This window comes from Maribacter sp. X9, assembly GCF_048537565.1.
GTDB lineage: Bacteria > Bacteroidota > Bacteroidia > Flavobacteriales > Flavobacteriaceae > Maribacter.
The window spans coordinates 1,943,530-1,969,520 of sequence record NZ_CP183215.1; the positions used below are offsets into that span (position 1 = coordinate 1,943,530).

The following is a 25,991-nucleotide window of genomic DNA, read 5'->3' on the forward strand; positions in this document are numbered from 1 at the left end:
ATTCATGACATGTACCTTTAGCCATAACCTAGTGCAGCATACCAGTCATAAACTGAGATTCGTCTTTTAAGACTAAAGTTAGCCCTACTCCCATTTACAGTAATTCGAGCACAAATAGAAACCTGATCATTTTTGATTCTAGAAGAACAAACCCAAAAGATCAGACTAAATGTTGACCGGTTTTTCATCTTTCAACGTCTTTAATTAAACCTTTTTAAAGCTGAAAGCCAAAATCAAAAGGTTCAATATAAGCGTTTTTAATAATTTCTGTTGGTTTTAAATATAATAACAAAAACATAAAACCCTGAAAATAATATGATTTTCAGGGTTTTGGGTTCAATTAAATATGTAAAATGTGACCTCGACTGGATTCAAACCAGTAACCTTCTGAGCCGTAATCAGATGCGCTATTCAGTTGCGCCACGAGGCCATAATTTTCCCATTTAACGGGGTGCAAATATATTTCTTTTTACATTTACCACAAAATTAAGACCACTATATTCTATGTATTTAAAGAGCTTTATTAGAGATGTGCCTAATTTCCCTAAAGAAGGAGTCATTTTTAAGGACATAACCTTATTGCTACAGAATCCTATAGCTTTAAAAAATGCCGCAGACGCCTTGGTGACGTTTCTAACGAATCAAGCCATAGATAAAGTGGTTGGGATGGAGAGTAGGGGTTTTATATTCGGACCAATTTTAGCCGAACGGTTAAATGCAGGTTTTGTTCCCATTCGCAAGCCCGGTAAGTTACCGTCTAGAATTATAAGTGAAACATATGATTTAGAATATGGCAGTGATAGTTTGGAAATTCATGAAGATAGTATTGAAAATGGAGATAAGGTTCTTATTCATGATGACGTTTTGGCTACAGGAGGTACCGCTAGCGCGGCTTGTAAATTGGTTGAACGATTAGGTGGAGAAATCGTGCAATGCAATTTTTTAATTGAACTTACCTTTTTGAAAGGTGCGGAAAAAATTAATAATTATTCGGTAAAATCACTTTTAAAATACTAGCTAATGGCATTTTTAGTTACAAAATAACGCCACCCTATAACTGCCAGTTGTAATTTACTAGCTTTAGCCAAATCAAGTTTCTTTTTGGTAAAAGAAGGAAGAAGTAACTTATTAAGCTTGGCAAGAAGCCTATAGAATTTTATTTTCACAGATATTTTTTTTAGGTATAAATAAAAAAATAGCTGCGCTTTATTTGCAGCTATTTGTAGTCTCTCTTAATTATTGAAATCCTAAGGTCACAATCATACTTAGTATTAATACGATTAAAATTTTGATCAGTGTTATCATGCTTGTTCGTTTTTTGTTGATTAATTCAATGTTTTTTATTTCGTTCAACTAATATATTTCAGAAAGTACTGAGTACCAATCTATTTTAGTTAAATTAATGTAATTGCATATGAATTTGTAAGTCAAAAAATGACTTTTATTCTAATTTGATACATTTATTCTATCTCTTTATGTTGTTTTAATAATAAAAATTCCCTTCAAGGTTATAATTTGAAACTTTTGTAGGGTTATATATGGCGCATTTGTGGTATGCAAGAGGAATTTTCCTCATATGATTGCTTAAAAGTTACTTTTCGTTTCTTTAGAAAAAAGGCGGGCGATATTTGATATATCGCCCGCTTGTTGATTTATTGGAATGGATTTACAGAACTTAATTTTTTGTGGTTATTTCCACCACTCCATATTTAGCTTTTTTTCCAAATTTGTTGACTGCTGTATCACCCTTCAAAACATTTACTGATTTTATCTTATTAGGGTCAATTTCTTTAATTGCCTCTGAACTACTCCTTTTGCCATTTAGATAATAAAGGGGCTCATGTTCGTCGTTATCAATGAATAAAAACCCATTCCCTTCCTCTTCAATAATTTCAATATCATGTTCTTTCGACGGGGAAGTTGTAATGTATACTTGCTTGTTGTTACCCGATTTTATTGTGGCTGTATTCTCTTTGTTGTTCTCGATAATAAGAGTAGTGCCATCGCTAGCATGAATGTTCATTTCTGCCAATTCTTCTTCACTGACTTTTTTGCCATTAATGAGAACTTCTTTTTTACCATCAACATTTTTTACGATTATTTTTTCTTGGTTATTTCCATTGCCCCTTTGAACCCATACAGTTGAGTTGTTTGGTTGTTCTGCTTTAAGTATGTCACTTTTACCGATCGAAATAGTATTGCTTTTTGTGTCGATAAAAATAACCGTGGAATCAATTGTGTCATTGTCTGATGCTGAATTGTACCTACTGCTTACCTCGCCAGTAGTTGGGTTACCCCCTGAAATTTCCAAAGTAATATTTTTAATTTCTCCGAGATTGTTTCTGACTGTCGTGTATGAAAAGTCAAAATTCTCCTTTGACAGATCACTTTTCATTTTAATTAATTCTTCATCAGTAGTATTTTTATTTATGATGAATTCAATAGTAGCCGATGGGTTTTTTAAGGCTTCAAGATTGGTAAAGGAATATACTTTTTTTACATTAAAACTTAATAAGAAAAGAGCGAGCAATGGGAGAATTACTAGACTTTTAATTGCTTTAGATTTGTGCGATTGATTTTGATTGATCATGACTATTCGTTTTTTGATGATTGAATTAAAAAATGGATTTACGATTGATAATTGGTTAGGACCTATTGTACTTTTAAGTAAAGTGTATTGATACTCTTTTTTATTTATTTTAATGTGACTGTTATGTGTATCGGCCAGAAATTCAAGGTTTTGTTTTAATGCGATTCTGTAGAGCCAAACTATCGGATTAAACCAATGGAATACAACTATAAGTTCCATCAAAATTATATCCAATGAGTGTAATTGCCTGGCATGTACTTCTTCATGTGCAAGTATCGCCAGTAAATCTTTTTCAGGGTAGTTTGTAGGATTGTAGACAATGGTATTAAAGAATGAAAAGGGATGTATTTGGGTATCACTTTTGAGATGTACAAAATTACCATCCTTAAAGCGTTGGCCTCTATTGATAATCTTATTTAGATGAAAACCTTGTTTAATAAGGTTAAAAAGTAAAAAAAGTGTTCCTATTAAATATATTGCCATGAGTACCGTGTAAAACGGTGAAATGTTTGAAGTGGATTTATATATGAAATCAGCATTGAATTGAGGATCATTGTTTGCTTGTGAGAACGACATCGTAATGATCTTGTTGATAGTAATAAAAGGTAAGATAAAGGACGATAAAAGTCCTAAAAGAAGAAAAAATCTATTAAAAACAAATAAGGTTTCTTTTCTAAGAAATATTCGGTAGCATCCATAGAAAAGGACTAATAGCACGCTAGATTTTAATATATATTGAAAGAGAACTTCCATCTATTTATTATTTTCAATCAGATTGATAATTTCTTTTAACTCTTCTACCGATATTTTCTCTTCTTTGGCAAAAAACGAGACCAAATTTTTATAGGAATTATCGAAATAACCGACCATGTCTTTATTCACATGGGTTCTGTAGTAGTTTTCCTTTGTTACTAAGGGGTAATATTGATGTGTTTTACCGTAAGCGGTAAACCCTACAAAATTCTTCTCTTCTAAATTCCTTACAATGGTCGATAACGTATTGTAGTGGGGTTTATCTTCTAAAATCTCCTCCATGATATCTTTGACAAAAGCTTTTTTAAGCCGCCAAAGTATTTTCATAATAGCTTCCTCTTTATTGGTTAGTTTCTCCATGATACTTTCTTGATCGAGTTTAAGTAATGCTAATATAAACTGTTTTTTTAGTTACACAACTATAAAAATAGTTAAATAACTGTAAAATTAGTTTTCAGGTAGGTCCATTAGTTTATTATGGTCGCATTTCTTCCAGTATATTTGTGAAAACTTCATGTATGGTCAATTTGATTTTCATCCTAGGCGGACTAACATTATTAATTGCAGGAGGTAATTGGCTACTAAAGGCCGCAGTAGATTTATCGTTGAAATTGAATATCCCAAAAATCGTCATTGGTATGACGGTAGTCTCTTTTGCAACTTCTGCACCAGAATTGATTGTTAGCATTAATGCTGCTTTAGATGGCTTTCCAGATTTGGCATTAGGTAATGTAGTCGGTTCTAATATTGCAAATTTAGGGTTGGTATTGGCCATAACCGTTCTTTTGAGCCCCATAGACGTCAATCGTAATTTCTATACTACAGACTGGCCGGTGATGATGTTGGCTTCACTTTTATTCTTCTTTTTTATATATTTTGATGGCGTTATCCAACAATATGAGGGAATCATCATGGTAGTGTGTTTGTTTCTATTTTTGATTTATTTGCTACGGTTTCAGAAAAAGGCAGTTGTTGAAGAGCTTGAAGAAGCAGTTTTGTCATTACCACTCTACAAAACCGTATTGTTTTTAGGATTGGGAGGTGTTGCGCTTTGGGGCGGTTCAGAACTGCTTATTTCGGGTGCTGTGGGTATGGCTACTGCGTTTGGGGTTAGTGAACGTATCATAGCTATCACTATTGTGTCAGTGGGTACCAGTATACCAGAGTTAGCGGCTTCGGTCATTGCCATAATTAAAAAGGAGAAGGCAATTTCACTAGGGAATTTAATAGGATCCAACATATTTAATATTCTTGCGGTAATAGGCATTACATCGATTATAACCCCGATAAACGTAGTGGATCAAGGGTTGCTTTCAAATGATATTTTTTGGATGTTGGGAATATCCTTTTTGATACTTCCTTTGGTGTTTATTCCAAAAGGCTTACGCCTTGGCTGGCGAGACGGTATAATTCTTGTTGCGGTATATCTTACTTTTATTTTTGTGACAGTAACCTAAAATCACTAATAGGATGCAGAATTTTTTAAAATTGATTTTCATTTTGCTGATGAATTTTCAAGTTCTGTATGCTCAGAAAACTGATTATCTGTATGGAACAATACTCGACGCTAACACTAATGAACCTATTGTTTTTGCAAATGTATATTTAAAGGGTAGGGAGGTTGGCACCACTTCAAATATGGATGGCGGTTTCAGGGTCCCTTATAAATATAGGGAAATGGGAACAGAGCTCGTTATTTCCTCAATGGGATATGAATCAAAGGAACTTTCTATTTTAGAATTTTCAACGACCGAAAATACTTTGATAAAATTAAAACCAGCCCTATACCTGTTAAATGAGGCAGTGGTTAAGGCACCATCGAAAACGAAAACTCTTTCGGCAGAAGATATTGTTCAAAGGAGTATTAATTCAATACTTGATAATTATCCCGTAATACCCTATTCGCAAATTGGATATTACCGGGATTATCAATTGGATAAGGTTGGATATGTTAATTTAAACGAAGCTATTCTTGAAGTTTTTGATCAAGGTTTCAATTCAATTGATTCCTTAACTTCAAAAGTTTTGATCTATAGTCTTCAACAAAATTCAGATTTTCCTATTGATTCCATTGCTATAAGACCCTATGACTATGATTTGAATGAAGGAGGTAAGGTTATTGACAATGCTTATTTAGATTCGCATGGGGGAAATGAATTTACTCTTTTACAGGTTCATAACGCTATTAGAAACCATGTCATAAATTCTTATTCTTTTATAAATCGCTTTGATAGGGATTTGCTTAAGAATCACACATTCACAAAGAAGAAAGATACTTACATTGAAAATGAACTGCTTTATACCATCGAATTTAAAAAGGTACTTCCGAAAATTGTTGCATTAGGGAGACTCTATATCTCAAAGTTTGATTATTCAATCTATAAATTGGAGTATTTCGTTTATAATGATTCAAACAATGATCAATCAGGAACACCCAGTAAAAATGAAATTGATAATCGACTCATTTTTGAAGTGATTACCGAATACCGAAAAAAACAAGGTAGAATGTTTTTAAATTTTATTTCGTTCCATAACAAATTTAAGGTAGTGCAACCGCCCAAATTTAAATTGAAAAATGTGGATATAAACTTTCAAGGTAATACCCTTGAAAAAAATAATCTAAAAATAGATGAACAGAGTTTTATCTTGACTTTTGACAATGATTTAGATGTGGCTTCTTCGGAATATTTGAGAAATAGAAAAATTTCCTTTAAAAATCAAAAAATAAAGATTAAGCGTGTTTTGATTTTGGGAAATCAAATGGTGATCTACCCAAATTTGGAAAGTGTTAAATCCAAAAAAATATTCGAAAAAATAGAAATTTCTGCTAAGAATAAACGGTTGACCATTGATTTGTTCGATTTCAACATTCATGACTTAAAGGATGTAGATGGAAACAAATTGGATGTTTGGACAGAAAAAGGCTTTGACCAGTTTAGAGAATTTTTTGTTCAAGAGACAATTTTTAAACCTCCAGTAATTGAAGCGGAGCTATTTATGAAAAAAGATAGGCCAATATTTGATAATCAACCTATGTCCAAGCCTGAAGATTTCAAGGATTATTGGATGAATACTCCTTTGCCTAATATCAAAAACTAAAAACGCCTTGGAATGGTCCAAGGCGTTTTTTAGTATAAAAAAACAATTAATTTGGTTTTAAATCTTAGCAGATTTAACCGTTTTAACGATTCTTCCCGCTATTTTGTAAGGATCACCGTTAGAAGCTGGTCTTCTGTCTTCCAACCATCCTTTCCAACCACTCTCAACAGTAGCGATAGGAATACGGATAGAAGCTCCACGGTCAGAAATTCCAAAAGAGAAATCGTGAATAGAAGCAGTTTCATGAAGTCCGGTCAAACGTTGGTCATTAAACTCACCATATACGGCAATATGTTCTTTAACTACTGGTCTAAAAGCCTCACAAATTTTCTCATAAACCTCTTTTGAACCTGCAGTTCTTAAAGTACTGTTAGAGAAGTTGGCATGCATACCAGAACCATTCCAATCCATATCTTTTCCGAGTGGTTTCGGGTGGTATTCAATATAGTAGCCATAAGATTCTGTAAGTCTGTCTAATAAATAACGGGCTACCCAAAGCTCATCACCGGCGAGTTTAGCACCTTTTGCGAATAATTGAAATTCCCACTGTCCGCAGGCCACTTCTTGGTTAATACCTTCAAAGTTGAGTCCGGCGGCGATACATAGATCGGCGTGTTCCTCAACAATATGTCTTCCGTGCGTATTTTTACCCCCTACTGAACAGTAGTACATTCCTTGTGGTGCAGGATAACCCCCTCTTGGGAAACCTAAAGGAAGATCCGTAGCGGTATCCATGATAAAATACTCCTGTTCGAAACCGAACCAGAAATCGTCATCCTCATCATCAATGGTGGCCCTACCGTTAGATTCGTGTGGCGTACCGTCAGCATTAAGAACTTCTGTCATTACTAAATAGGCATCCTTTCTTGCGGGGTCAGGAAAAATAGCTACTGGCTTCAACAAACAGTCAGAAGAACCACCTTCGGCTTGTCTTGTGGAGCTACCATCAAAAGACCACATGTCGCAGTCTTCAAGTTTACCGCCAAAGTTATTAACCACTTTGGTCTTACTTCTCATGTTTTGGGTTGGGAAATATCCATCTAACCAGATGTATTCTAATTTTGTTTTGCTCATAATAGCTAGTTTGTTTTTAATTAATAAGACAAGTAAAAATAAGTTTTTTATGATATTATAGGAATTTTTAAGGGGTAAAATCTGTTATTATTCATATAAATCATATATACCCCTTTAATTGTTTGGGTATTTTGTCAAATTTATATTTTTTGAACGTAATTTTGCCAAATTAATAATTACATCACTTATGTCATCAGCACGATTTAAAGCAATTACTCAAAGCCAGAATAGAAAAAGCATCGCTATAAATGAAAAGGGAAGACGTTCGGATCTCTTTGGAATTAATGTTTTTAATGAACGGAAAATGTTACAGTATCTTACGAAAGATGCTTTGGAAAGCTTAAAGGGTGCTATTGTTTCAAGTTCTAAAATCGACCGTAAAATCGCGGATCAAGTTGCAGAGGCAATTAAAGGGTGGGCAATTACAATGGGGGCAACCCATTACACCCATTGGTTTCAACCTTTAACGGGTTCAACTGCCGAAAAACATGATGCTTTTTTTGATTTGATGCCAGATGGTACCGCTTTGGAAAAATTTGGGGGCGGTCAATTGGTTCAGCAAGAACCCGATGCATCCAGTTTTCCAAGTGGGGGTATACGCAATACGTTCGAGGCAAGGGGGTATACCGCGTGGGATCCTACTTCACCTGCATTTATTTACGGTACAACGCTTTGCATACCTACGATTTTTGTTTCCTATACCGGTGAAGCTTTAGATAATAAAGCACCATTATTGAGGGCATTGAGCGCTGTAGATGATGCGGCAACGGCGGTTGCAAAATATTTTGATAAAAATGTTTCCAAGGTCAATGCGACATTAGGTTGGGAGCAGGAATATTTTTTAATAGATAAGGCCCTGGCCCATTCAAGACCTGATATTATGATGACCGGCAGAACGCTGTTAGGGGAGACCCCGGCAAAAGGTCAGCAATTGGATGACCATTATTTTGGGGTCATTCCCAGTCGTGTACTAAGTTTTATGAGCGATCTGGAAAAAGAATGTACCAAGTTGGGAATTCCCGTAAAAACCAGGCACAATGAGGTTGCTCCTAATCAGTTTGAATTAGCGCCGGTATTTGAAGAGGCAAATTTGGCGGTAGACCACAACCTTTTGCTTATGGATGTCATGGACAAAGTAGCGGATAAACATCACTTTACGGTTCTGTTTCATGAGAAGCCTTTTGCAGGAATCAATGGCTCTGGTAAACATAACAACTGGTCCTTATCCACAGACACTGGTGTGAATCTGTTAAGTCCGGGTTCTACGCCAATGAAGAATTTACAGTTCCTCACTTTTTTCATCAATACGATTAAAGCAGTCGATACCTATGAGGAGCTTTTACGTTCCTCGATAGCTTCGGCGAGCAACGATTATCGCTTAGGGGCAAACGAGGCGCCACCGGCAATTTTTTCCATATTCGTTGGTAAGCAACTAAGTAGTGTTTTAGATGAATTGGAAGGGGTTTCGCAAGGCAAGTTATCGCCAGAGGAGAAAACGGAACTTAAACTGAACGTAGTCGGTAAAATACCTGAAATTCTTTTAGACAATACCGATCGTAATAGAACTTCCCCTTTTGCGTTTACAGGAAATAAATTTGAGATGCGCGGAGTGGGATCAAAATCGAATTGCGCTAAACCCATGACCGTTTTAAATACCATAGTAGCCAAGCAGCTGAAGGATTTTAAAAAGGAGGTCGATGCCTTGATCGATAAGAAGAACTTGAAGAAAGATGAAGCGGTGTTCAATATACTTCGTGAATATATAAAGACCTCGAAACGTATTCGTTTTGATGGGGATGGTTATAGTAAGGAATGGGAGAACGAAGCCAATCGAAGAAAGCTGAGCAACAATAGAAATACACCCGACGCTCTTAATGTACTGACTTCAAAAGAGAGTTTAGCGCTTTTCCAGACGATGAAAGTGATGAGCGAGGTTGAGGTACGTGCACGCCAAGAAGTAGATTTAGAAAACTATATCATGCATGTGCAAATAGAGGGTAGGGTCTATAATGAATTGGTCTATGGTTATATCATTCCTGCCGCGGTGGCCTATCAAAATACATTGATTAAAAACGTTTCAGGCTTAAAGGAAATTTACGGTGCGGCACACAAGAAGTTTTCCGAGGGACAATTGACCATGATCGAGGAAATTGCCGAACATTTGGTTAGTTTAAAGAAAATGGCCGATGCCATGGCCGATGCGCGTAAAAAAGCAAACGGACTTAAAGAAACAAAAAAGAAGGCCGATGCTTATTGTAATAATGTGAAGCCTTATTTTGACGACATCCGACTTCATAGTGATAAATTGGAAAAATTAATAGACAATAAATTATGGCCCCTAACAAAATATAGGGAACTATTGACCTTGAAATAATTCAAGGAATTTAAATCGGTTGAGCGGTAACTATTTTAAGGATTCTTTTATTTTTGCCACAAATTTAAGTTATGTCGACATCAAGCAATGAAAGATATCAGCAGCGAGGCGTTTCAGCGTCTAAGGAAGATGTCCACAATGCCATTAAGAATATTGATAAGGGTCTTTTTCCAAAGGCCTTTTGTAAAATAGTACCTGATTATCTTACCGGAGATGAGGAGTATTGTTTGGTGATGCATGCCGATGGGGCTGGTACAAAGTCGTCTTTGGCTTATATGTATTGGAAAGAAACCGGAGATATATCGGTATGGAAAGGAATTGCGCAAGATGCGTTAATTATGAATATTGATGACTTGATCTGTGTAGGCGCCACGGACAATATCATGCTATCTTCGACTATCGGAAGAAATAAGAATAAAATTCCGGGTGAAGTTTTATCAGCTATTATAAATGGTACCGAGGAATTAATTCAGGATTTAGGACAATTCGGAATAACCATTCATTCTACAGGCGGTGAAACCGCAGATGTTGGGGATCTAGTGCGAACTATAATCGTTGACTCTACCGTGACCGCACGTTTAAAAAGGACAGATGTTATTGATAACGCCAATATCAAAGCAGGTGATGTTATTGTAGGTTTGGCCTCTTTCGGTAAGGCAACCTATGAAACGGAATACAACGGCGGTATGGGAAGTAACGGACTTACCTCTGCGAGACATGATGTGTTCTCGAATTATTTGGCGGAAAAATTCCCAGAAAGCTACGATGCCGAAGTACCAAATGAACTTGTTTATTCTGGGAATATTAAATTGACAGATGCCGTTGATTCATCTCCTATTGATGCGGGTAAACTTGTGCTTTCGCCCACCCGTACCTATGCGCCGATTGTGAAGAGAATCCTATCTCAATACAAGGCTGATGCTATTCATGGGATGATTCATTGTAGCGGCGGAGCGCAGACGAAGATTCTGCATTTTATAGATTCACTACACGTGGTAAAGGATAATTTATTTCCGGTACCACCGCTCTTTAAACTGATCCAAGAACAATCTAAAACTGATTGGAAGGAAATGTACAAGGTTTTCAATTGTGGTCATCGATTGGAACTTTATGTACCGGAAGAAATTGCAGATGACATCATTGCCGTATCTGAAAGTTTTGGGGTAGAAGCTCAAATCATTGGCAGGGTAGAATCATCCACCGAAAAAAAACTGACTATTTCCAGTACTTACGGAACCTTTGAATATTAAAACATACGATTAGGTTAAATAATTCGTTCTATAGTGTAAACCTATTTTTGCTATGGAACGGAAGGAATTTTTACGAAGTCTTGGCGCTGGTGCCGCTTTTGCCATTACATTTCCTTGCTTAGGGAGTTGCTCAAAAGATAATGGTATTGAAGGTGAAATAGTGACCCCACCGACCGATGTTGATTTTACAATTGACCTTGACTCTGCAGAAGCCGCTAAATTGGCTAATAACGGGGGTTTCATTTTGAAGAATCTTGTCGTAATAGTCAGAAATCTAGAAGGGGAGTTCGTCGCCGCTACTCAAATATGTAGCCATGAACAGTATGATCAAGTCCGTTTTATAGATCAAGAAGGCGGAATTTTTTACTGTGATGTGCATGGGTCCAAATTTTCACAAAGCGGAACTCCGTTAAATCCTACCGGAAATAGGGCTAAAAATGCATTGAAAATATACAATACAAGTCTTGAAGGGTCATTGTTGCGCATTTTTGAATAGTGCTTTCAACACCTAGAAAAGCATACTGTATTTTGACCATGCCAACCTAACTTAAAATTCTGAACTCAATTATTTATCTCTAAATAGAGAACATAAGTGAAAACAGTTTATGCCTTATTTTTTCTTTTAATGACATGCATTGCATATGGTCAAGAGGAAAACTATGTTACTGTAAAAAAATCATTTAATTTAATGGGTGGACCATTGGATATCACGGTGGTATCCATTAATGAGGAGCTAGGCTATATCAACATTCAGGAGGCGGTATCCGAAATTCAACGAATCGAAAAATTAATTTCTTCTTGGCACCCTGAGTCAGAAACATCTAAAATAAATGCAAATGCAGGAATTAGGCCTGTCGAGGTGAGTTGGGAGTTGTTTAAGCTTATTGAAAGGTCTGTACAGATATCTGAAATCACCGACGGTGCTTTTGATATTTCCCATACTCCGCTAAATAGTCTTTGGAGGTTTGACGGTTCTATGACATCTTTACCTTCAAAGCAAGATATCAACGAAGCGGTAAATAAGGTAGGCTTTAAGAATATTATCTTGAACAATAAAGACCGTACCGTATATCTTGCGAAAAAAGGCATGCGCATTTCTTTTGGAGGGATAGGAAAAGGGTATGCCGCCGACAAGGCAAAGTCACTCTTGATATCTAAGGAAGTTAAGGCGGGAATTATAAATTTAGGGGGAGATATTACTACCTGGGGTACTAAAGCTAGTGGGGAAAAATGGATGATAGGGATTGTAGACCCAAAGAAACATGACGGTCTGTTTTCTTGGCTTCCCATTTTGGAATCTTCGGTAGCGACCTCTGGTGGTGATTCTGATTTTATGATGGTAAACGATAAAAAATATACCCATGTAATGGATCCAAGAACGGGTTATCCGTCTTCTGGAATCCTTAGTGTTTCGGTTTTTGCAAAAAGTGCCGAACTATCGGATGCATTGGCTACTGCAATATTTGTAATGGGTATTGATTCTGGCCTATCATTGATTAATCAGTTAGGTGATACAGAGGTTATTATAATAAGCGATGCCGATATAATGTTCAAAAGCAACGGAATTATCCTCAATTGAAAAGACTTTTGCAAATGCTGTGTGAATGCAAACATTTTAGGATGGGTCCGACTCTATAATCATTTGATGGCATCCGTAAATTTATCGTAAATTCGCACTACAAGTGAAGTAAGTATATGATAGAAAAGTTAAACATTGTAAAACAACGTTTTGATGAGGTTTCTGACCTTATAATTCAGCCCGATATTATATCGGATCAAGAGCGCTATGTTAAGCTGACAAAGGAATATAAAGATTTAAAGAATCTTATGGATAAGCGCCAGGAGTATCTTGAGCTATCCAATAATATAACCGAAGCAGAGGAAATTATTTCGGACGGTAGTGATCCTGAAATGCTAGAAATGGCAAAAATACAATTGGAAGAAGCCAAGACCGGTCTTCCTAAATTAGAAGAGGATATTAAATTCATGCTGATCCCCAAGGATCCTGAGGATGCTAAGGATGTCGTAATGGAAATACGGGCTGGGACCGGAGGAGACGAGGCCAGCATATTTGCGGGCGATTTATTTAGGATGTATACTAAATATTGTGAATCCAAAGGATGGAAAACCAATGTCATAGACTTGAGTGAAGGAACAAGTGGCGGATATAAGGAAATTCAATTTGAAGTAACAGGTGCAGACGTTTACGGAACCTTAAAATTTGAAGCAGGTGTTCATCGCGTTCAAAGGGTTCCCCAGACAGAAACCCAAGGCAGGGTTCATACAAGTGCGGCGACTGTAATGGTACTGCCAGAAGCCGAAGACTTCGATGTTCAGATCGATCCTAAAGATGTGCGAATAGATTTTTTCTGTTCTTCTGGTCCGGGAGGTCAATCCGTTAATACCACCTATTCTGCAGTCCGTTTAACACACCTTCCTACAGGTTTGGTGGCCCAATGTCAAGATCAAAAATCACAGCATAAGAACAAAGACAAGGCATTTCGGGTATTGCGTTCTAGATTGTATGATATGGAATTGGCCAAGAAGCAAGAGGAAGATGCTGCCAAGCGAAATTCGCAGGTGAGTAGTGGCGACCGTTCTGCGAAGATCAGAACTTATAATTATCCACAAGGTCGGGTAACCGACCACCGTATAGGTCTCACTTTGTATGACCTATCTAATATCATAGATGGAGACATTCAGCGTATCATTGATGAATTAAGCTTGGTTGAGAATACCGAAAAATTAAAGGAAGCTTCTGAAATTTTTTAAGTTATGACTACCCAAGAATTAGTTGCTCAGATACACAAAAAAAAGTCTTTTCTGTGTATAGGTTTGGATACTGATTTGGATAAAATTCCAACCATTCTTTTAGAAAGCGATGATCCAATCTTTGAATTCAATAAGGCCATAATTGAGGCTACATACCATGTTTGCGTGGCCTATAAGCCTAATATCGCATTTTATGAGGCATATGGCATTAAAGGATGGTCTGCCTTGCGAAAAACCATTGATTATTTAAATCAATACCATCCCGATATTTTTACCATTGCCGACGCTAAAAGAGGTGACATAGGGAATACGTCGACCCGATATGCAAAGGCTTTTTTTGAGGACCTTGATTTTGACTCCCTAACGATAGCTCCCTATATGGGCCGTGATTCTGTTGAGCCGTTTTTGAAATTCAAGGATAAGCATACCATATTACTGGCTCTAACTTCCAATAACGGAGCTTTTGATTTTCAAACCAAAAAAGTGGAGGGTGTTGAATTGTATAAAGAAGTAATTGCTATATCAACGACTTATGAAGGTTCGGAGAATTTGATGTATGTTGTGGGGGCCACTAAAGCCGAATATTTGAAAGAGATACGGAAGATTGTTCCCAATAGTTTTTTATTGGTGCCTGGGGTAGGGGCACAGGGAGGTAGTCTAGAAGATGTTTGTACCTACGGCATCACAAAAGATGTGGGCCTTTTAATAAATTCCTCACGAGGGATTATTTATGCATCCAATGATGCAGATTTTGCCACCGCCGCACAGAAAAGTGCCGAAGAACTTCAAAAATTGATGCAAATCGAGTTGACCAAAATCAGCTAAACCAAACTTTCTAAAGCTCTTTTGATTTTCTGTGCCTTAGAATCAAAAAATTCCAATAATCTAGTGTTCGATTCTTTACTCGTTGCCTTTTTCAAAAAGTTTTGATATTGATACTCCAATAACGTAGCCACGTCATTTGCTGCTGAAATGGGGGTTACCGTTCCTACTTTGCAATATTGATTTTCCATAGTTAATGTCTTATAATTACTAATATACGAGCGTAATCATTTTTTGGATGTGGGCCAATAGGTTCTTCGGATAATTAATTTTCACTCAATCCTTTTTTAAGATTCAGACCAATGGTCAACCACTTTTAGTAGAAAAATAGAAATAGTATTGAACAAAAAATTTGCATTCAAAAAGAATCGATACATTGGTCGAAATATCTATTTTAAACTTTTTGTAATTCTCCTTTATTGTTAAACTACAGTACTTACAGGCATAAAAGTTATACTACTTGGGTAGTTTTTGTACATGGGGCAGGGGGCAGTTCTTCCATTTGGTTTAAACAAATTCGAGAGTTTAAAAAACATTTTAATGTATTACTCTTAGACTTAAGAGGTCATGGTAATTCTAAGTCAAACTTAACAGATGTGTTTAATGATCACTATACTTTCGATGCTATCACGAATGATATCGTAGAAGTGATCGATTTTGAAAAAATTGTAAAGTCACATTTCATAGGTATTTCATTGGGTACCATTCTAATCAGAAATTTGGCTGAAAAATTTCCTGATCGGGTGGATCGCATGGTCATGGGGGGTGCCATTATGAAATTGAACTTTCGCTCACAGTTATTGATGCAGTTAGGGGTGTTTTTTAAATCTGTAGTACCCTATTTATGGCTCTATAAGTTTTTTGCCTTTGTGATCATGCCTAATAGCAATCATAAAGAGTCAAGGCTGCTTTTCGTAAAGGAGGCAAAAAAATTATATCAACAAGAGTTTATCCGTTGGTTTAAGCTTACCTCAGAAATAAACCCGCTACTTCGATTTTTTAGATCGGCAGATATTCATGTTCCCACGCTTTACATAATGGGAGAGGAAGACTATCTCTTTTTGCCAAGTATTCGCAAAATAGCAAAGGTCCATCAAAATTCGGAACTTCTAGTTATAGCAGATTGTGGGCACGTTGTGAATGTAGAGCGGCCCGCATTGTTCAACAAAATGGTTATTGAATATTTAAACCCTCTGAAATAATTTTTTCTATTCATTTAAAAAAAATCATTCTGAGCAAGTAAATAAAATAAAAAAAACCGATGCTCCCACCGGTTTTTAACTAACTAACTCAAAAATAACTAACTCAAAAAATTGAAAATGAATACGTTGATGTAATGTTCTGTTTAAATTTTAACGCAGTTATTTTTAAGTTATTGTTGTATTTGTTAAAAAAATAATTTTAGTCTTGTAAGGCGAATACTTTTCTTAGTAGATCGGTAGTACGTGAAGATAATTTGGTCCTAATATCTACCTCTTCTACAGCTATCATTTTGTAAACTCCTGAAAGTGCTTGCTGGGTAACATAATCGGTTAAATCGGGGTTCACTTTGTTAGTTAGGGGAATAGCGTTGTAACGAGTAATAATCGAACTCCAGATTTTATCGGCACCAACTTTTTCAAAGGAGGATTTAATGACAGGTTTGAATTTTTCATACAAGGCCGTATTCGTCTTGTTTTGCAAATAGGTCGTGGCCGCATTGTTGTTTCCTAGAAGAATATTTTTCGCGTCTGTAAAGGTCATTTCTTTAACTGTGTTTATAAAAATGGGTGTTGCTTCTGAAACCGCATCTTCTGCAGCCCTGTTTAGAACTTTAAGCCCCTCATCGGCTAAATTCCCTAATCCGATATCCCTTAACGTTTTGTCAACTTTTCTTAGCTCTTCCGGAAGTAAAATCTTTACCAATTCATTTTTGTAGAATCCATCAGTTTGAGTGAGCTTCCTTACTTGCTTGTCGATACCTTGGTCCAAGGCCTCTTTTAATCCATTTGCAATAACTTCGTTACTCAAACCTGCTCCAGAAGAGCCCGGTAATTGATTGACCACTTGTTGTAGTTCATTACAGGAAGTTGCCAGTAGTATTAAAAGCACTACGCCTATTTTCTTTATCATCTGAATTAAATAAGATATTTATTATAATCGTAGCTTACGAAAAAATAACTGTTTTATTGTTGTATACCATTGTTTTTCTCGCAATATGAAGCTTCACTGCTCTAGATAACACTATTTTCTCTAAATCCCTTCCTTTTGTAATAAAGTCTTCGATAGAATGCGAGTGCGATACCGTAGTTACATCTTGCTCTATTATTGGTCCTTCATCTAATTCTTCTGTTACGTAATGACTTGTGGCCCCAATAATTTTGACCCCTCTTTTAAAGGCGGCATGGTAGGGTTTTGCGCCTGCAAAAGCTGGTAGAAATGAGTGGTGGATGTTAATTATTTTATTTGGAAATTTAGTGATGAGATCTCCACTTATTATTTGCATATATCTTGCCAGAACTATAAAATCTATCTTGTACTTTCTAAGTAGCTGTAATTGTTCTTGTTCCGCTTCAAATTTGATCTCCTTCGCAAAAGGAACATGAAAAAAAGGAATATCAAATTGTTCTGCGATATATCTTAATTCGTTATGATTACTTAAAATAAAAGGTATTTCCACAGCTAGCTCACCAGAGTGATATCTGCTTAATAGATCATAAAGACAGTGGTTGTATTTGGATACAAAAATCGCCATTTTAGGCAATCTATCATCTACATGTAAACTCCATTCCATTTGGTATTTCACCGCCAGTTCTTTTTGGAAAAGTGGTTTGAAAATTTCCAAATCTGTAGATTTCTCATCGAATTCACTAACAATTCGCATAAAAAAAACATTGGCAGGTTTATCAACATGTTGATCTAAATAAACAATATTTCCATGATTTTTATGGATAAATCCGGTAACGGTACTAATTATTCCAGACTGATCTGGACAATGGACAAGAATAGTAGTTTTCAATTGAATCGTAATTAAGGCACCAAAAATAGGCGATAATTCTTAAAATAAGCCTGATTCGATTGAATTAAGAACTTAAAATAAAGTTCTATAAATGTTCAGATTTCCATTTTTTATAGAATTTTCTGAAACTTTTTATTTCTGCGCGAAGTAGATTAATATATTCCGTTTCCTTAACACCATCCTTTTCCAAACCCATACAATAAGAGTTAATGTTTCGAATGATGATATTGATGAATGAGATATTCTCTAAACGTTCAGAACTACAATTTGAGTATTCCACTTTTGCTATTTTTTGGGGAATAAGAATGGCATCTGTCAAGATGGAATTGGCCATGATGTCACGAAGACTTTTAGATTCGTACAGACGAACAAGGTCTTTGTTCAGCGATACATATGAGGCAATCTCTCTACTCATGGTGCAGAGCTCCAACGCTTTCCTATAAATAGGTAAATTTTTTAGACTACGATATGCCATTTTGTGGGGTGCAAATTAAATCGATATAAATTTACGTTAGTTATCCTATTATTTTCTATCGATTACAAATGTAATTTGTAATTTTACTTTATTTGCAAAATATTTAAAGTGATATTCTTTTGAATCCAAAGATAGATGAGCTTAATTGGAAAATACTCAACCAACTGCAGCATAATGCTCGTGAATCATTTGCGAATATTGGTAGGACCGTTGGCCTAACTGCACCTGCCGTTGCCGAACGGGTGAAAAAAATGGAGGATGCCGGCATTCTTTTGGGTTATAAAGCTACGGTTTCACATGCCTTAACGGGGCACCAATTAAAGGCGATTATTACCTTAAGGGCCTTTATGGGCAAGTTGAAACCGTTTTTGGCCATCGTCGGGACTTTGGAGGAGGTGATCAATTGTTATAGAATTACAGGGAATGAAAACATCGTCATGGAGGTGGTCTTAAAAGACCAGTTTCATCTAGAAAAATTTATTGACCAACTTATTCAATACGGAGAGACCAGAACGCACATTGTACTTTCTCAAGTGATTTCAAATGCCCCAATGCATAAGATAAAATGAAAACCATTATGGTAATTTGATTGTTTTTAAATCATTTAGAATGTAATTTTATTTTGAAAGTTTAATTAATCAATTTTAACTGCTGTAAATAAATATTGTTTGGCTGGATTTTTGATGCAAATGAAATGATGAAAAAAATAACAATTCTTGCTTTATTTCTTCTAGCTACTTCAATCTTTTCGCAAGAGGTACGCTTATTAAAAGGAGCTATTACTGAAAATTTAGTCGTAAACGATTCTTTAGGAGAGACGTATTCAATTTATTTACCTACATCATTTGAACTTTCAAGACCTTGGCCCGTTGTCTTTGTTTTTGATATGAAAGGGAAGGGAAGGGCTTCTATGTCAATGCTCACAAATGCTGCCGAGCATGAAGGCTATATTTTGGCAAGTACCGATAATTTGAACGATAGTTTATCAATTGCGCAGAATGTTCTAGTAGCCAATAGATTATGTAATGCGGTCGTCAATACTGTTCCCATTGCAAAAAATAGGACCTATACGGCAGGGTTTGGGTCTGGGGCTAGATTTGCGTCCATTCTTCCAACATTTATAAAAGAAATTGATGGTGTTATTTCTATAGGTGCCTCTGTCGGTAATGTTGAAATCTTGAACCCAGAACAAATGTTTCATTTCATTGGAATCGTAAATAGATCCGACTATAATTTCAGGGATATGCTCGAAGTCCGTAAGGTTTTGGATCGATTGAAATTTCCGAATGAATTGTTGGTTTATGATGGTGAGCAAATGTTACCTGATACGGACGTTATTTCGTCAGCTTTGCGAATGTTGACCTTGAATAATATAGCCAAAGGTCAAATTAAACGAAATGATAGTCTTATTGTTGATTCGTACAACCAATTGATGGCAAAGGCAAATTCATTTTTATCAAATGATAGGCCTATGTTGGCCCATTACTGGTTATCTGACATAGATCGCGTATTCAATCCACTCATAGATTTGGATTCACTAAAAACTACACAGAAAATCTTACGTCGTAGTTCTGTCTTTAAACAAGCGAATAGAAGCCAGAACAATTACTTTTTGAAAGAGTCTTTTACAAAAGAAGATTATAGTTATTATTTGGAGGAAGATATACTTACCTATAATTATGCAAATTTGGGTTGGTGGAAATATCAAATGGAAGAGCTTACTAAATTGGACAAAAGTGCCGTGCTTTATGAAAGTCAAATGGCAAGTCGATTAAGGGGATATATAAATGCCCTTATTGCCGATAATATTGATTTTATTGTAGCTGCTAAAGTAGTGGATTTTGAGGCACTGAACTTTTTATATATGCTCAAAACTATTACTTCACCTGCAGAATATACCTCGTACTTAAAAGTTATTTCCAATAGTTCCAAAATAGAGGATTACGGAACGGCATTATTTTATTTGGAGGAATTGTTGAAACATGGGTATGCCGATAAGAAAGAGCTTTACGCTTTGGAGCATACGGCTTTGTTAAGAATAACACCCGAGTTTAATGAGCTTGTGGAAAAATATTTAAAGGATGCCCGTTACGATATTATTCAGCAATAAAGCGTAAAAGCATCATCACAAAGGTTGGTTATAAAGCTGTTCCATTTTTCTTTTGATAAGGTTTAACGGATTTGGGGCTTTCGGATTACAATCCATATGGATGTTCCGCACTTGGTACAACCGACATATTAATGGGTAGCCCATCTTTTGGGGGTTCAAAATCAGGTAGTATATGAACAACTTTCAAATGTGGTAATCGTTGTCAATATATTATTGGTAACGGTAAACGTATTCATTGCTTTAATTTTACTTCGACCCTTGGTGGTTAGAAAATGTCAAATGGTGCGGTAAATTCTATATCATAGGTTCCATCCCTTATCAGAAAGGTAAGAGTGAAACTGGTAGGAGTCAGTATTGGGTTGTTATATACTGTAAGCTTTGAACGAAGACCGTTAAAACGATTTAGAATAAGATGAATTGCACCTACACCAGTGAAGCTCATAATGTGCGATTATATGAAAAAGGGAAGAATGAATAAATTGTATTTTTGTACTCTAAACTAAGAAAATGAGGGGAGTTGTAATTTTAGTGATACTGTGCGTATTGTTTTCATGTAAACAGGAAAAAAAATATCATGATGTTAAAAGGGAAGAAACGGTGCTTCCTAAATCTGACAAGATAGCCGACATTCTGAAGTTTCAAGAGGAATTGAATGCTGAATATAAAGACCCTGAAACATCGCCTTTGCCAGATCGGTATCGCAAAAATTTTGAAACCCTCGATTTTTATAAGCCCGATACTACTTATATTATTGTGGCTGAGTTTGTGCGAACACCTGAAGCCTTACCTTTTTCTATGCCAACGACAACGGACCGTGAATCTACAGAGGTATTATATGGCATCGCAAAGTTTACAATGAACGGAGCAAAGCATCAGTTGGAAATTTACCAAACCCCTGAATTAATGACTCAGGAAAAATATAAGGATTATCTTTTTCTGCCCTTTACAGATGCGACCAACGGAAAGGAAACCTATGGAGGAGGTAGGTATCTTGATCTCAAAATTCCTAATGGCAATAGTATTGTATTGAATTTCAATAAAGCTTACAACCCGTATTGTGCTTACAATAAAAAATACTCTTGTCCACTAGTTCCATCTATTAATAACCTATCTACTGAAGTGAAGGCAGGTGTTAAAGCTTTCAATCACTAAAATATGATCATGAAAAAACCCGGCTTATTTACCGGGTTTTTAGCTTAAACTATAAAATCAACTAGTACTTAAATCCATTCAAATTAGAACGAGTAGATGGCTGCCAAAACAAAAGAAGACAAGCTTTTCTGTGGCATTAAATCGTTATCCAAAAATTTTGCAGAATCGTCGGAAGCAGAATCCAAACGAAGTTCTGGTTTAATGGTTAAGTTGTCTATAACGTAACTTCCTGTTAATGTTACGGCAAAAACACTGGTATCTTCTATGGTAGCAGGTGTGCCAATGGCAACATTTCCATAAAAATCAGTTGCTGAAAAATACTCACCCCTTAAACCAATGGTGAAATCTTCTGAGGCTGCTAATTGAGGGTACAAAGCGACACCGGCAAAACTACCAGAACCGTCACCGTCAAAGTAAGCAGCGTTCACTCCTAAGAAAAAAGAATCCGATACATCAAACCCACCTGTGAAATCAATTTCATAAGTTCCTTCACTAGTAATGAAGTTAAGGTATTGACCACTATAACCTAACTGTGCACCGTAAGCATATTTTCCGTTAGTATTCAATTCGGTGACATCGGTAGGGTTCATGACTCCTAACATTAAACTCCAATCATCGTTCAAAGCAATATCTGCTTTAATTCCAGTATGGGAAAAAGGTCCATAAGAGAATAAATAAGAGGTGCTATAGTTGAAGTTCGCGGTTGGAGAAATTACTTCGTAACCTAAAAAGGTATTGAAGTTACCCATTGTTAATGTAACCGCATCACTTACATTCCAATAGGCGTATAACTGGTTTACAATATTACCTGTAGCTGAATATAAAGGAGAACCAAAAACAGCATCTGTACCTCTTGGTCCAAAAACCAAATCTGCAACAAAACCTACTTTTTCACCTTCGTACCCTGCAATTACATTGGCCATACCCAATGCAAAGCCAGGAAGATTTGCAAAGGAAGAACCAGGGGCTGCATTTGGAGTGCCATTTGGGGCTGAATTGTCCCCATTAAGATTAGCTCTATAATAGGCATCAATAGATCCGCTTAGCGTGAATTTAGGAGTGGTGTCTTCCTCTTCTTGGGCCATTAATCCAGCGGCTGCAAAAAGCATTAGTCCAGATGACACTATTTTTTTTACGTAATTTGTACTGATAACTTTTTTCATAAATTTTGTTTTAAAATCCGGTAAGGATAAATTAGTTTGAGAAATTTAATTTTTTGAGGGAGTTATGTAACGGAGCGTTCTGCAAAACGCTCCGTTTTTTATAGATTATTTATCGTTAGTTATATGTTCTGGATAAGCTTCTAGACCATGCTCCGTAATATCTAAACCTTCCATTTCGTCTTTCTTGGAAACACGAAGACCAATGGTTTTCTTCAAGATGATCAAAACAACGAACGTTCCAAAAGCGGACCAAAGTATGTAGGCAAGTGAACCATAAGTTTGAACCCATAGAAGACTAGCTCCGCCACCGTACAGTAATCCACCGTCTAAGGCGAAAATACCAACTAAAACAGTTCCTAAGAAGCCACAAGTTCCATGAACGGAAATGGCACCGACTGGATCGTCTATTTTGAATTTTTTATCGATTAGCTCTATTGATAGAACGACGACCATGCCACAAATCAAACCAATTGCCAGTGCGCCCCATGCATTAACAGCACCACATCCTGCAGTAATACCTACCAATCCTGCAAGAGCACCGTTAAGTGTCATTGAAAGATCTGGTTTACCATATCTTATCCACGTTAGGAAAAGTGCAGCGATAGCTCCAACGGCAGCAGCCAAGTTCGTATTGATGATTACACTACCAACAGCGATAGTGTCATCACCGCCCCAAGCTAATTGTGATCCCCCATTAAATCCGAACCAACCTAACCAAAGAATGAACACCCCTAGTGCACCGTACATCATATTATGACCTGGGATAACTTTGACCTCACCATCAACATATTTTCCAATTCTAGGTCCGACCATTATAGCGGCTACTAAAGCTGCGCCACCACCAACGGCATGCACTACAGAAGATCCTGCGAAGTCAATAAAACCAGCTGTATTTAGCCACGCATCGTCATCGAAAGGCCAATACCAACTTCCGGAAATCGGGTAGATCAATGTCGTTAATACTGCGGAAAGAATTAAATAGGTAGAAAATTTTGTACGTTCTGCGACTGCCCCAGATACAATTGTTGCCGCTGTTGCACAGAAAACGGTTTGAAAAAATAAATTGTACCAGTCAGTTGCGCTAAAAAAGAAATATCCTTGATCGGCAGGACTGGATCTAAAAAATCCTCCTAGAACTAAATCACTACCGTACATTATTCCATAACCAACGGCCCAGAACATAATCGACCCAATGGCAAGGTCCATTAGGTTTTTCATGATTATATTTCCTGAGTTTTTACTACGGGTAAAACCTACTTCGACCAGCGTAAACCCTGCCTGCATGAAGAATACTAAAATAGCGGCGATGGTAATCCATAATGCGCCCATCTCGCCATTTATCGCTTCCAAAGCTGTATCTATCGATTCTTGAGTTGCTTCATTCATAATTCTATTTTTTTGAGTGGTTCTTATTTAAATTAGTTGATACCTTCTAAGCCATTTTCTTTGGTTCTTATGCGATATGCATCTAACACATCGGAAACGAATATTTTTCCATCTCCAACATCTCCAGAATAAGCAGATTCTAAAATGGTGTTGACGGTTTTTTCCATAAAGTTGTCAGATACTACAATGGAAAGAAATCTCCTTTGTATGTCAGAAGTACTATAGGATATACCCCGATAAACATGTCCTTTTTTTTCATTTCCAACCCCAGTTACGTCCCAATAACTAAAGAAGTTGACCTCTATTTGATGCAATGCCTTTTTGACATCGTCAAACTTGGATTTTCTGATAATTGCCTCGATTTTTTTCATTTGACTAATTTTTTGATGTTGCCAAATATATGTTAAAAAAAATAAGACCCTAATTTTTAAGGGGTTGAAATGCTCATTTTTATGACTATCACAATTTATACCCACTAAATTTTAGGGTATTCTGTTTAAATGATAGTTTTTTTTGAGAAAGTAGATGAAATGAATAGGTTGTTTCTGTTGAATTTTGACTATATCATCAGAAAAATTGTTATTTACTTGCGAATTGTTTAAAAAAACAGGAAATACCTAGAAAAATTATAAATAATAAAAAAGTATGGATTGAATGTTAGTTCTATAACATTTTACAGATCCATAGACCCAGAGATATGGCTAGCATGCCGATACCAACGCTTAAGCCCATGTATAATGAGGCTTGAAGTACTGAAGTTTCTTTAAGTAGATGATTGCTTTCTAGAGCAAATGTGGAAAAAGTTGTGAATCCGCCACAAAAACCGGTGGCCAGTAAAAGGGTCTGATTTTGGGTGATGTAATTATACTTTAATGTGAGTCCAATAAGTAGGCCGATTAACAGACATCCAGCACTATTGACTAAAAAAGTACCTAAGAAGAAATTTGAATAATATGAATTTAAGGATTTCGATATCCAATACCTTAGAATACTACCAAAGCCACCTCCCAAAAAAACAAGCAAAAATTGTTTCATACCTTATAAAGGTAAAAAAACTAAACTGCTTTTTTATAGCTAGAAGTTAGTAAATCTAAAGGATAGATTACCGATGTTGGTTGTTTGGATAATTGTTGTGATGATTTTTTAGATTTTTGAGCTACGCTCAATAAACTGGCGACCACCATCGCAACATTTATACCTATCAATACTAAAAAAATCGTAAGAAATGTCATCATAATTAATTGCCCCTTATAGATGAATAACGCAAAATTACGCCATTTGGTATATTATACGCTTAAAAAGTCTATTTTGTTGTATGGGGATGGATTTTTGTGGTGTAAGTAAAAATTTAACTATCCATTAAGGAAATACTTAATAAAAAATAGAAGTATTAAGAATAAAGCGAAAAAAATACCTACCCACATAACACCTTTGTAATTTTTTTGATGCAGTTTAAAGTCCTTTTTATAAGAAAGAACGATAGTGATAGTGAAGACGATGGCAAAAACTATGGCAAAAATGATTTGTCCGGTACTGAACATAATTCCTAATTTTACACAAAGCTAACGGAAAACAGTAAATTAAAGATGAAAAATAAAATCGATGCCGTAAAAGAGTTTCATAATTCGTTTGGTTTAGGTGTCTCTGAAGTAATGGTAGCGGATTTGGGAGAGGCAAAGAACACTTTGCGTTTCAACCTCATGGATGAGGAAAATAAGGAATATTTGGAAGCTGCCCAAAATAACGACCTTGTTGAAGTGGCCGATGCCCTTGGCGATATGCTATATATTTTATGTGGAACTATTTTAGAACATGGTATGCAGTATAAGATTGAGGAAGTTTTCAATGAGATTCAGCGCAGCAATATGAGTAAACTAGGTACAGATGGCAAACCCATTTACAGGGAAGATGGTAAGGTTTTGAAAGGCCCCGATTACTTTAAGCCTAATATTGAGCGTATTTTGAAAAAATAA

Annotated in this window: 28 protein-coding genes and 1 tRNA gene; 14 read left to right on the plus strand and 15 right to left on the minus strand. The window is 36.2% G+C overall.

Features of this window, described 5'->3' with window-relative positions; genetic code table 11:
- Window positions 1-17: 17 nt before the first annotated feature.
- Together ACNR9Q_RS08170 and ACNR9Q_RS08175 are read right to left on the minus strand one after the other, a co-directional pair.
- Window positions 18-188 carry a hypothetical protein gene (locus ACNR9Q_RS08170; protein WP_419214113.1) on the minus strand — a complete coding sequence of 57 codons (171 nt, stop codon included), beginning with the start codon at window positions 186-188 and terminating at the stop codon, window positions 18-20.
- A gap of 168 nt (window positions 189-356) precedes the next feature.
- Window positions 357-430, minus strand: a tRNA-Arg gene (locus ACNR9Q_RS08175).
- 74 nt (window positions 431-504) lie between these two features.
- Between ACNR9Q_RS08175 and ACNR9Q_RS08180 the strand changes: the two genes are divergently transcribed.
- Window positions 505-1,017 (plus strand): adenine phosphoribosyltransferase, encoded by a 513-nt coding sequence (locus ACNR9Q_RS08180; RefSeq protein WP_419214114.1) that lies wholly within the window; start codon window positions 505-507, stop codon window positions 1,015-1,017.
- Here the strand turns inward: ACNR9Q_RS08180 and ACNR9Q_RS08185 are convergent.
- The 3 genes from ACNR9Q_RS08185 to ACNR9Q_RS08195 all read right to left on the minus strand — a co-directional run bounded on the left by ACNR9Q_RS08185 (window position 1,014) and on the right by ACNR9Q_RS08195 (window position 3,703).
- Window positions 1,014-1,166: an SsrA-binding protein gene (locus ACNR9Q_RS08185; RefSeq protein WP_419214115.1), complete on the minus strand. Its 153-nt coding sequence runs from the start codon at window positions 1,164-1,166 to the stop codon at window positions 1,014-1,016. The two genes, ACNR9Q_RS08180 and ACNR9Q_RS08185, sit on opposite strands and share 4 nt — an antisense overlap.
- A gap of 509 nt (window positions 1,167-1,675) precedes the next feature.
- A complete protein-coding gene (locus ACNR9Q_RS08190; RefSeq protein ID WP_419214116.1) occupies window positions 1,676-3,343 on the minus strand; it encodes a M56 family metallopeptidase in 1,668 nt (555 codons plus the stop codon).
- Window positions 3,344-3,703 carry a BlaI/MecI/CopY family transcriptional regulator gene (locus ACNR9Q_RS08195; RefSeq protein WP_419214117.1) on the minus strand — a complete coding sequence of 120 codons (360 nt, stop codon included), beginning with the start codon at window positions 3,701-3,703 and terminating at the stop codon, window positions 3,344-3,346. It lies immediately after the preceding gene.
- Window positions 3,704-3,861: 158 nt separating this feature from the next.
- On the opposite strand from ACNR9Q_RS08195, the gene ACNR9Q_RS08200 reads away from it, so the two are divergent.
- On the plus strand, window positions 3,862-4,800 hold the full coding sequence (locus ACNR9Q_RS08200) for a calcium/sodium antiporter (protein WP_419214118.1): 939 nt from the start codon (window positions 3,862-3,864) through the stop codon (window positions 4,798-4,800).
- A gap of 13 nt (window positions 4,801-4,813) precedes the next feature.
- Window positions 4,814-6,442, plus strand: a complete 1,629-nt coding sequence (locus ACNR9Q_RS08205; protein WP_419214119.1) for a carboxypeptidase-like regulatory domain-containing protein — start codon at window positions 4,814-4,816, stop codon at window positions 6,440-6,442.
- Between the two features lie 57 nt (window positions 6,443-6,499).
- Here the strand turns inward: ACNR9Q_RS08205 and ACNR9Q_RS08210 are convergent, their stop codons facing one another.
- Entirely contained in the window at window positions 6,500-7,516 is a 1,017-nt protein-coding gene (locus ACNR9Q_RS08210; protein ID WP_419214120.1) for a glutamine synthetase beta-grasp domain-containing protein, read from the minus strand.
- A 187-nt stretch (window positions 7,517-7,703) separates the two neighbouring features.
- Here ACNR9Q_RS08210 and ACNR9Q_RS08215 point away from each other — a divergent pair, with 187 nt between their 5' ends.
- From ACNR9Q_RS08215 to pyrF, 6 genes are all read left to right on the plus strand, one after another.
- Complete coding sequence (locus ACNR9Q_RS08215) at window positions 7,704-9,890, plus strand: glutamine synthetase III (protein ID WP_419214121.1); 2,187 nt, start codon at window positions 7,704-7,706, stop codon at window positions 9,888-9,890.
- A 71-nt stretch (window positions 9,891-9,961) separates the two neighbouring features.
- Window positions 9,962-11,140: an AIR synthase related protein gene (locus ACNR9Q_RS08220; RefSeq protein ID WP_419214122.1), complete on the plus strand. Its 1,179-nt coding sequence runs from the start codon at window positions 9,962-9,964 to the stop codon at window positions 11,138-11,140.
- A 52-nt stretch (window positions 11,141-11,192) separates the two neighbouring features.
- Entirely contained in the window at window positions 11,193-11,636 is a 444-nt protein-coding gene (locus ACNR9Q_RS08225) for a ubiquinol-cytochrome c reductase iron-sulfur subunit (protein WP_419214123.1), read from the plus strand.
- 129 nt (window positions 11,637-11,765) lie between these two features.
- A complete protein-coding gene (locus ACNR9Q_RS08230) occupies window positions 11,766-12,719 on the plus strand; it encodes an FAD:protein FMN transferase (protein ID WP_419214124.1) in 954 nt (317 codons plus the stop codon).
- A gap of 116 nt (window positions 12,720-12,835) precedes the next feature.
- Complete coding sequence (gene prfA / locus ACNR9Q_RS08235; protein ID WP_419214125.1) at window positions 12,836-13,912, plus strand: peptide chain release factor 1; 1,077 nt, start codon at window positions 12,836-12,838, stop codon at window positions 13,910-13,912.
- Between the two features lie 3 nt (window positions 13,913-13,915).
- Window positions 13,916-14,737 (plus strand): orotidine-5'-phosphate decarboxylase, encoded by an 822-nt coding sequence (gene pyrF, locus ACNR9Q_RS08240; RefSeq protein WP_419214126.1) that lies wholly within the window; start codon window positions 13,916-13,918, stop codon window positions 14,735-14,737.
- Here pyrF and ACNR9Q_RS08245 read toward each other — a convergent pair.
- Complete coding sequence (locus ACNR9Q_RS08245) at window positions 14,734-14,925, minus strand: hypothetical protein (protein WP_419214127.1); 192 nt, start codon at window positions 14,923-14,925, stop codon at window positions 14,734-14,736. The two genes, pyrF and ACNR9Q_RS08245, sit on opposite strands and share 4 nt — an antisense overlap.
- Before the next feature lie 228 nt (window positions 14,926-15,153).
- On the opposite strand from ACNR9Q_RS08245, the gene ACNR9Q_RS08250 reads away from it, so the two are divergent.
- Window positions 15,154-15,936 (plus strand): alpha/beta fold hydrolase, encoded by a 783-nt coding sequence (locus ACNR9Q_RS08250; RefSeq protein ID WP_419214128.1) that lies wholly within the window; start codon window positions 15,154-15,156, stop codon window positions 15,934-15,936.
- Between the two features lie 199 nt (window positions 15,937-16,135).
- Here ACNR9Q_RS08250 and ACNR9Q_RS08255 read toward each other — a convergent pair whose 3' ends face one another.
- From ACNR9Q_RS08255 to ACNR9Q_RS08265, 3 genes are all read right to left on the minus strand, one after another.
- Window positions 16,136-16,846 (minus strand): DUF4197 domain-containing protein, encoded by a 711-nt coding sequence (locus ACNR9Q_RS08255; protein ID WP_419214129.1) that lies wholly within the window; start codon window positions 16,844-16,846, stop codon window positions 16,136-16,138.
- A 34-nt stretch (window positions 16,847-16,880) separates the two neighbouring features.
- On the minus strand, window positions 16,881-17,732 hold the full coding sequence (gene purU, locus ACNR9Q_RS08260) for a formyltetrahydrofolate deformylase (RefSeq protein WP_419214130.1): 852 nt from the start codon (window positions 17,730-17,732) through the stop codon (window positions 16,881-16,883).
- 85 nt (window positions 17,733-17,817) lie between these two features.
- Complete coding sequence (locus tag ACNR9Q_RS08265) at window positions 17,818-18,207, minus strand: hypothetical protein (protein WP_419214131.1); 390 nt, start codon at window positions 18,205-18,207, stop codon at window positions 17,818-17,820.
- 119 nt (window positions 18,208-18,326) lie between these two features.
- On the opposite strand from ACNR9Q_RS08265, the gene ACNR9Q_RS08270 reads away from it, so the two are divergent.
- The 3 genes from ACNR9Q_RS08270 to ACNR9Q_RS08280 all read left to right on the plus strand — a co-directional run bounded on the left by ACNR9Q_RS08270 (window position 18,327) and on the right by ACNR9Q_RS08280 (window position 21,469).
- Window positions 18,327-18,776, plus strand: coding sequence for an Lrp/AsnC family transcriptional regulator (locus tag ACNR9Q_RS08270; protein WP_419214132.1), 450 nt, complete (start codon window positions 18,327-18,329; stop codon window positions 18,774-18,776).
- Window positions 18,777-18,901: 125 nt separating this feature from the next.
- The gene (locus ACNR9Q_RS08275; RefSeq protein ID WP_419214133.1) at window positions 18,902-20,317 is read left to right on the plus strand and encodes an alpha/beta hydrolase; all 1,416 of its coding nucleotides are present in this window, start codon (window positions 18,902-18,904) and stop codon (window positions 20,315-20,317) included.
- Between the two features lie 507 nt (window positions 20,318-20,824).
- Window positions 20,825-21,469, plus strand: a complete 645-nt coding sequence (locus ACNR9Q_RS08280; protein WP_419214134.1) for a DUF1684 domain-containing protein — start codon at window positions 20,825-20,827, stop codon at window positions 21,467-21,469.
- A gap of 83 nt (window positions 21,470-21,552) precedes the next feature.
- Here the strand turns inward: ACNR9Q_RS08280 and ACNR9Q_RS08285 are convergent, their stop codons facing one another.
- The 5 genes from ACNR9Q_RS08285 to ACNR9Q_RS08305 form a co-directional block, all read right to left on the minus strand.
- A complete protein-coding gene (locus ACNR9Q_RS08285; RefSeq protein ID WP_419214135.1) occupies window positions 21,553-22,632 on the minus strand; it encodes a porin in 1,080 nt (359 codons plus the stop codon).
- 105 nt (window positions 22,633-22,737) lie between these two features.
- Window positions 22,738-24,018, minus strand: a complete 1,281-nt coding sequence (locus tag ACNR9Q_RS08290; protein WP_419214136.1) for an ammonium transporter — start codon at window positions 24,016-24,018, stop codon at window positions 22,738-22,740.
- A gap of 32 nt (window positions 24,019-24,050) precedes the next feature.
- On the minus strand, window positions 24,051-24,389 hold the full coding sequence (locus tag ACNR9Q_RS08295) for a P-II family nitrogen regulator (protein ID WP_419214137.1): 339 nt from the start codon (window positions 24,387-24,389) through the stop codon (window positions 24,051-24,053).
- A gap of 292 nt (window positions 24,390-24,681) precedes the next feature.
- Window positions 24,682-25,053 (minus strand): fluoride efflux transporter CrcB, encoded by a 372-nt coding sequence (gene crcB, locus ACNR9Q_RS08300; protein WP_419214138.1) that lies wholly within the window; start codon window positions 25,051-25,053, stop codon window positions 24,682-24,684.
- Window positions 25,054-25,073: 20 nt separating this feature from the next.
- Complete coding sequence (locus tag ACNR9Q_RS08305) at window positions 25,074-25,253, minus strand: hypothetical protein (RefSeq protein WP_419214139.1); 180 nt, start codon at window positions 25,251-25,253, stop codon at window positions 25,074-25,076.
- A gap of 351 nt (window positions 25,254-25,604) precedes the next feature.
- Between ACNR9Q_RS08305 and ACNR9Q_RS08310 the strand changes: the two genes are divergently transcribed.
- Window positions 25,605-25,991 (plus strand): hypothetical protein, encoded by a 387-nt coding sequence (locus tag ACNR9Q_RS08310; protein ID WP_419214140.1) that lies wholly within the window; start codon window positions 25,605-25,607, stop codon window positions 25,989-25,991.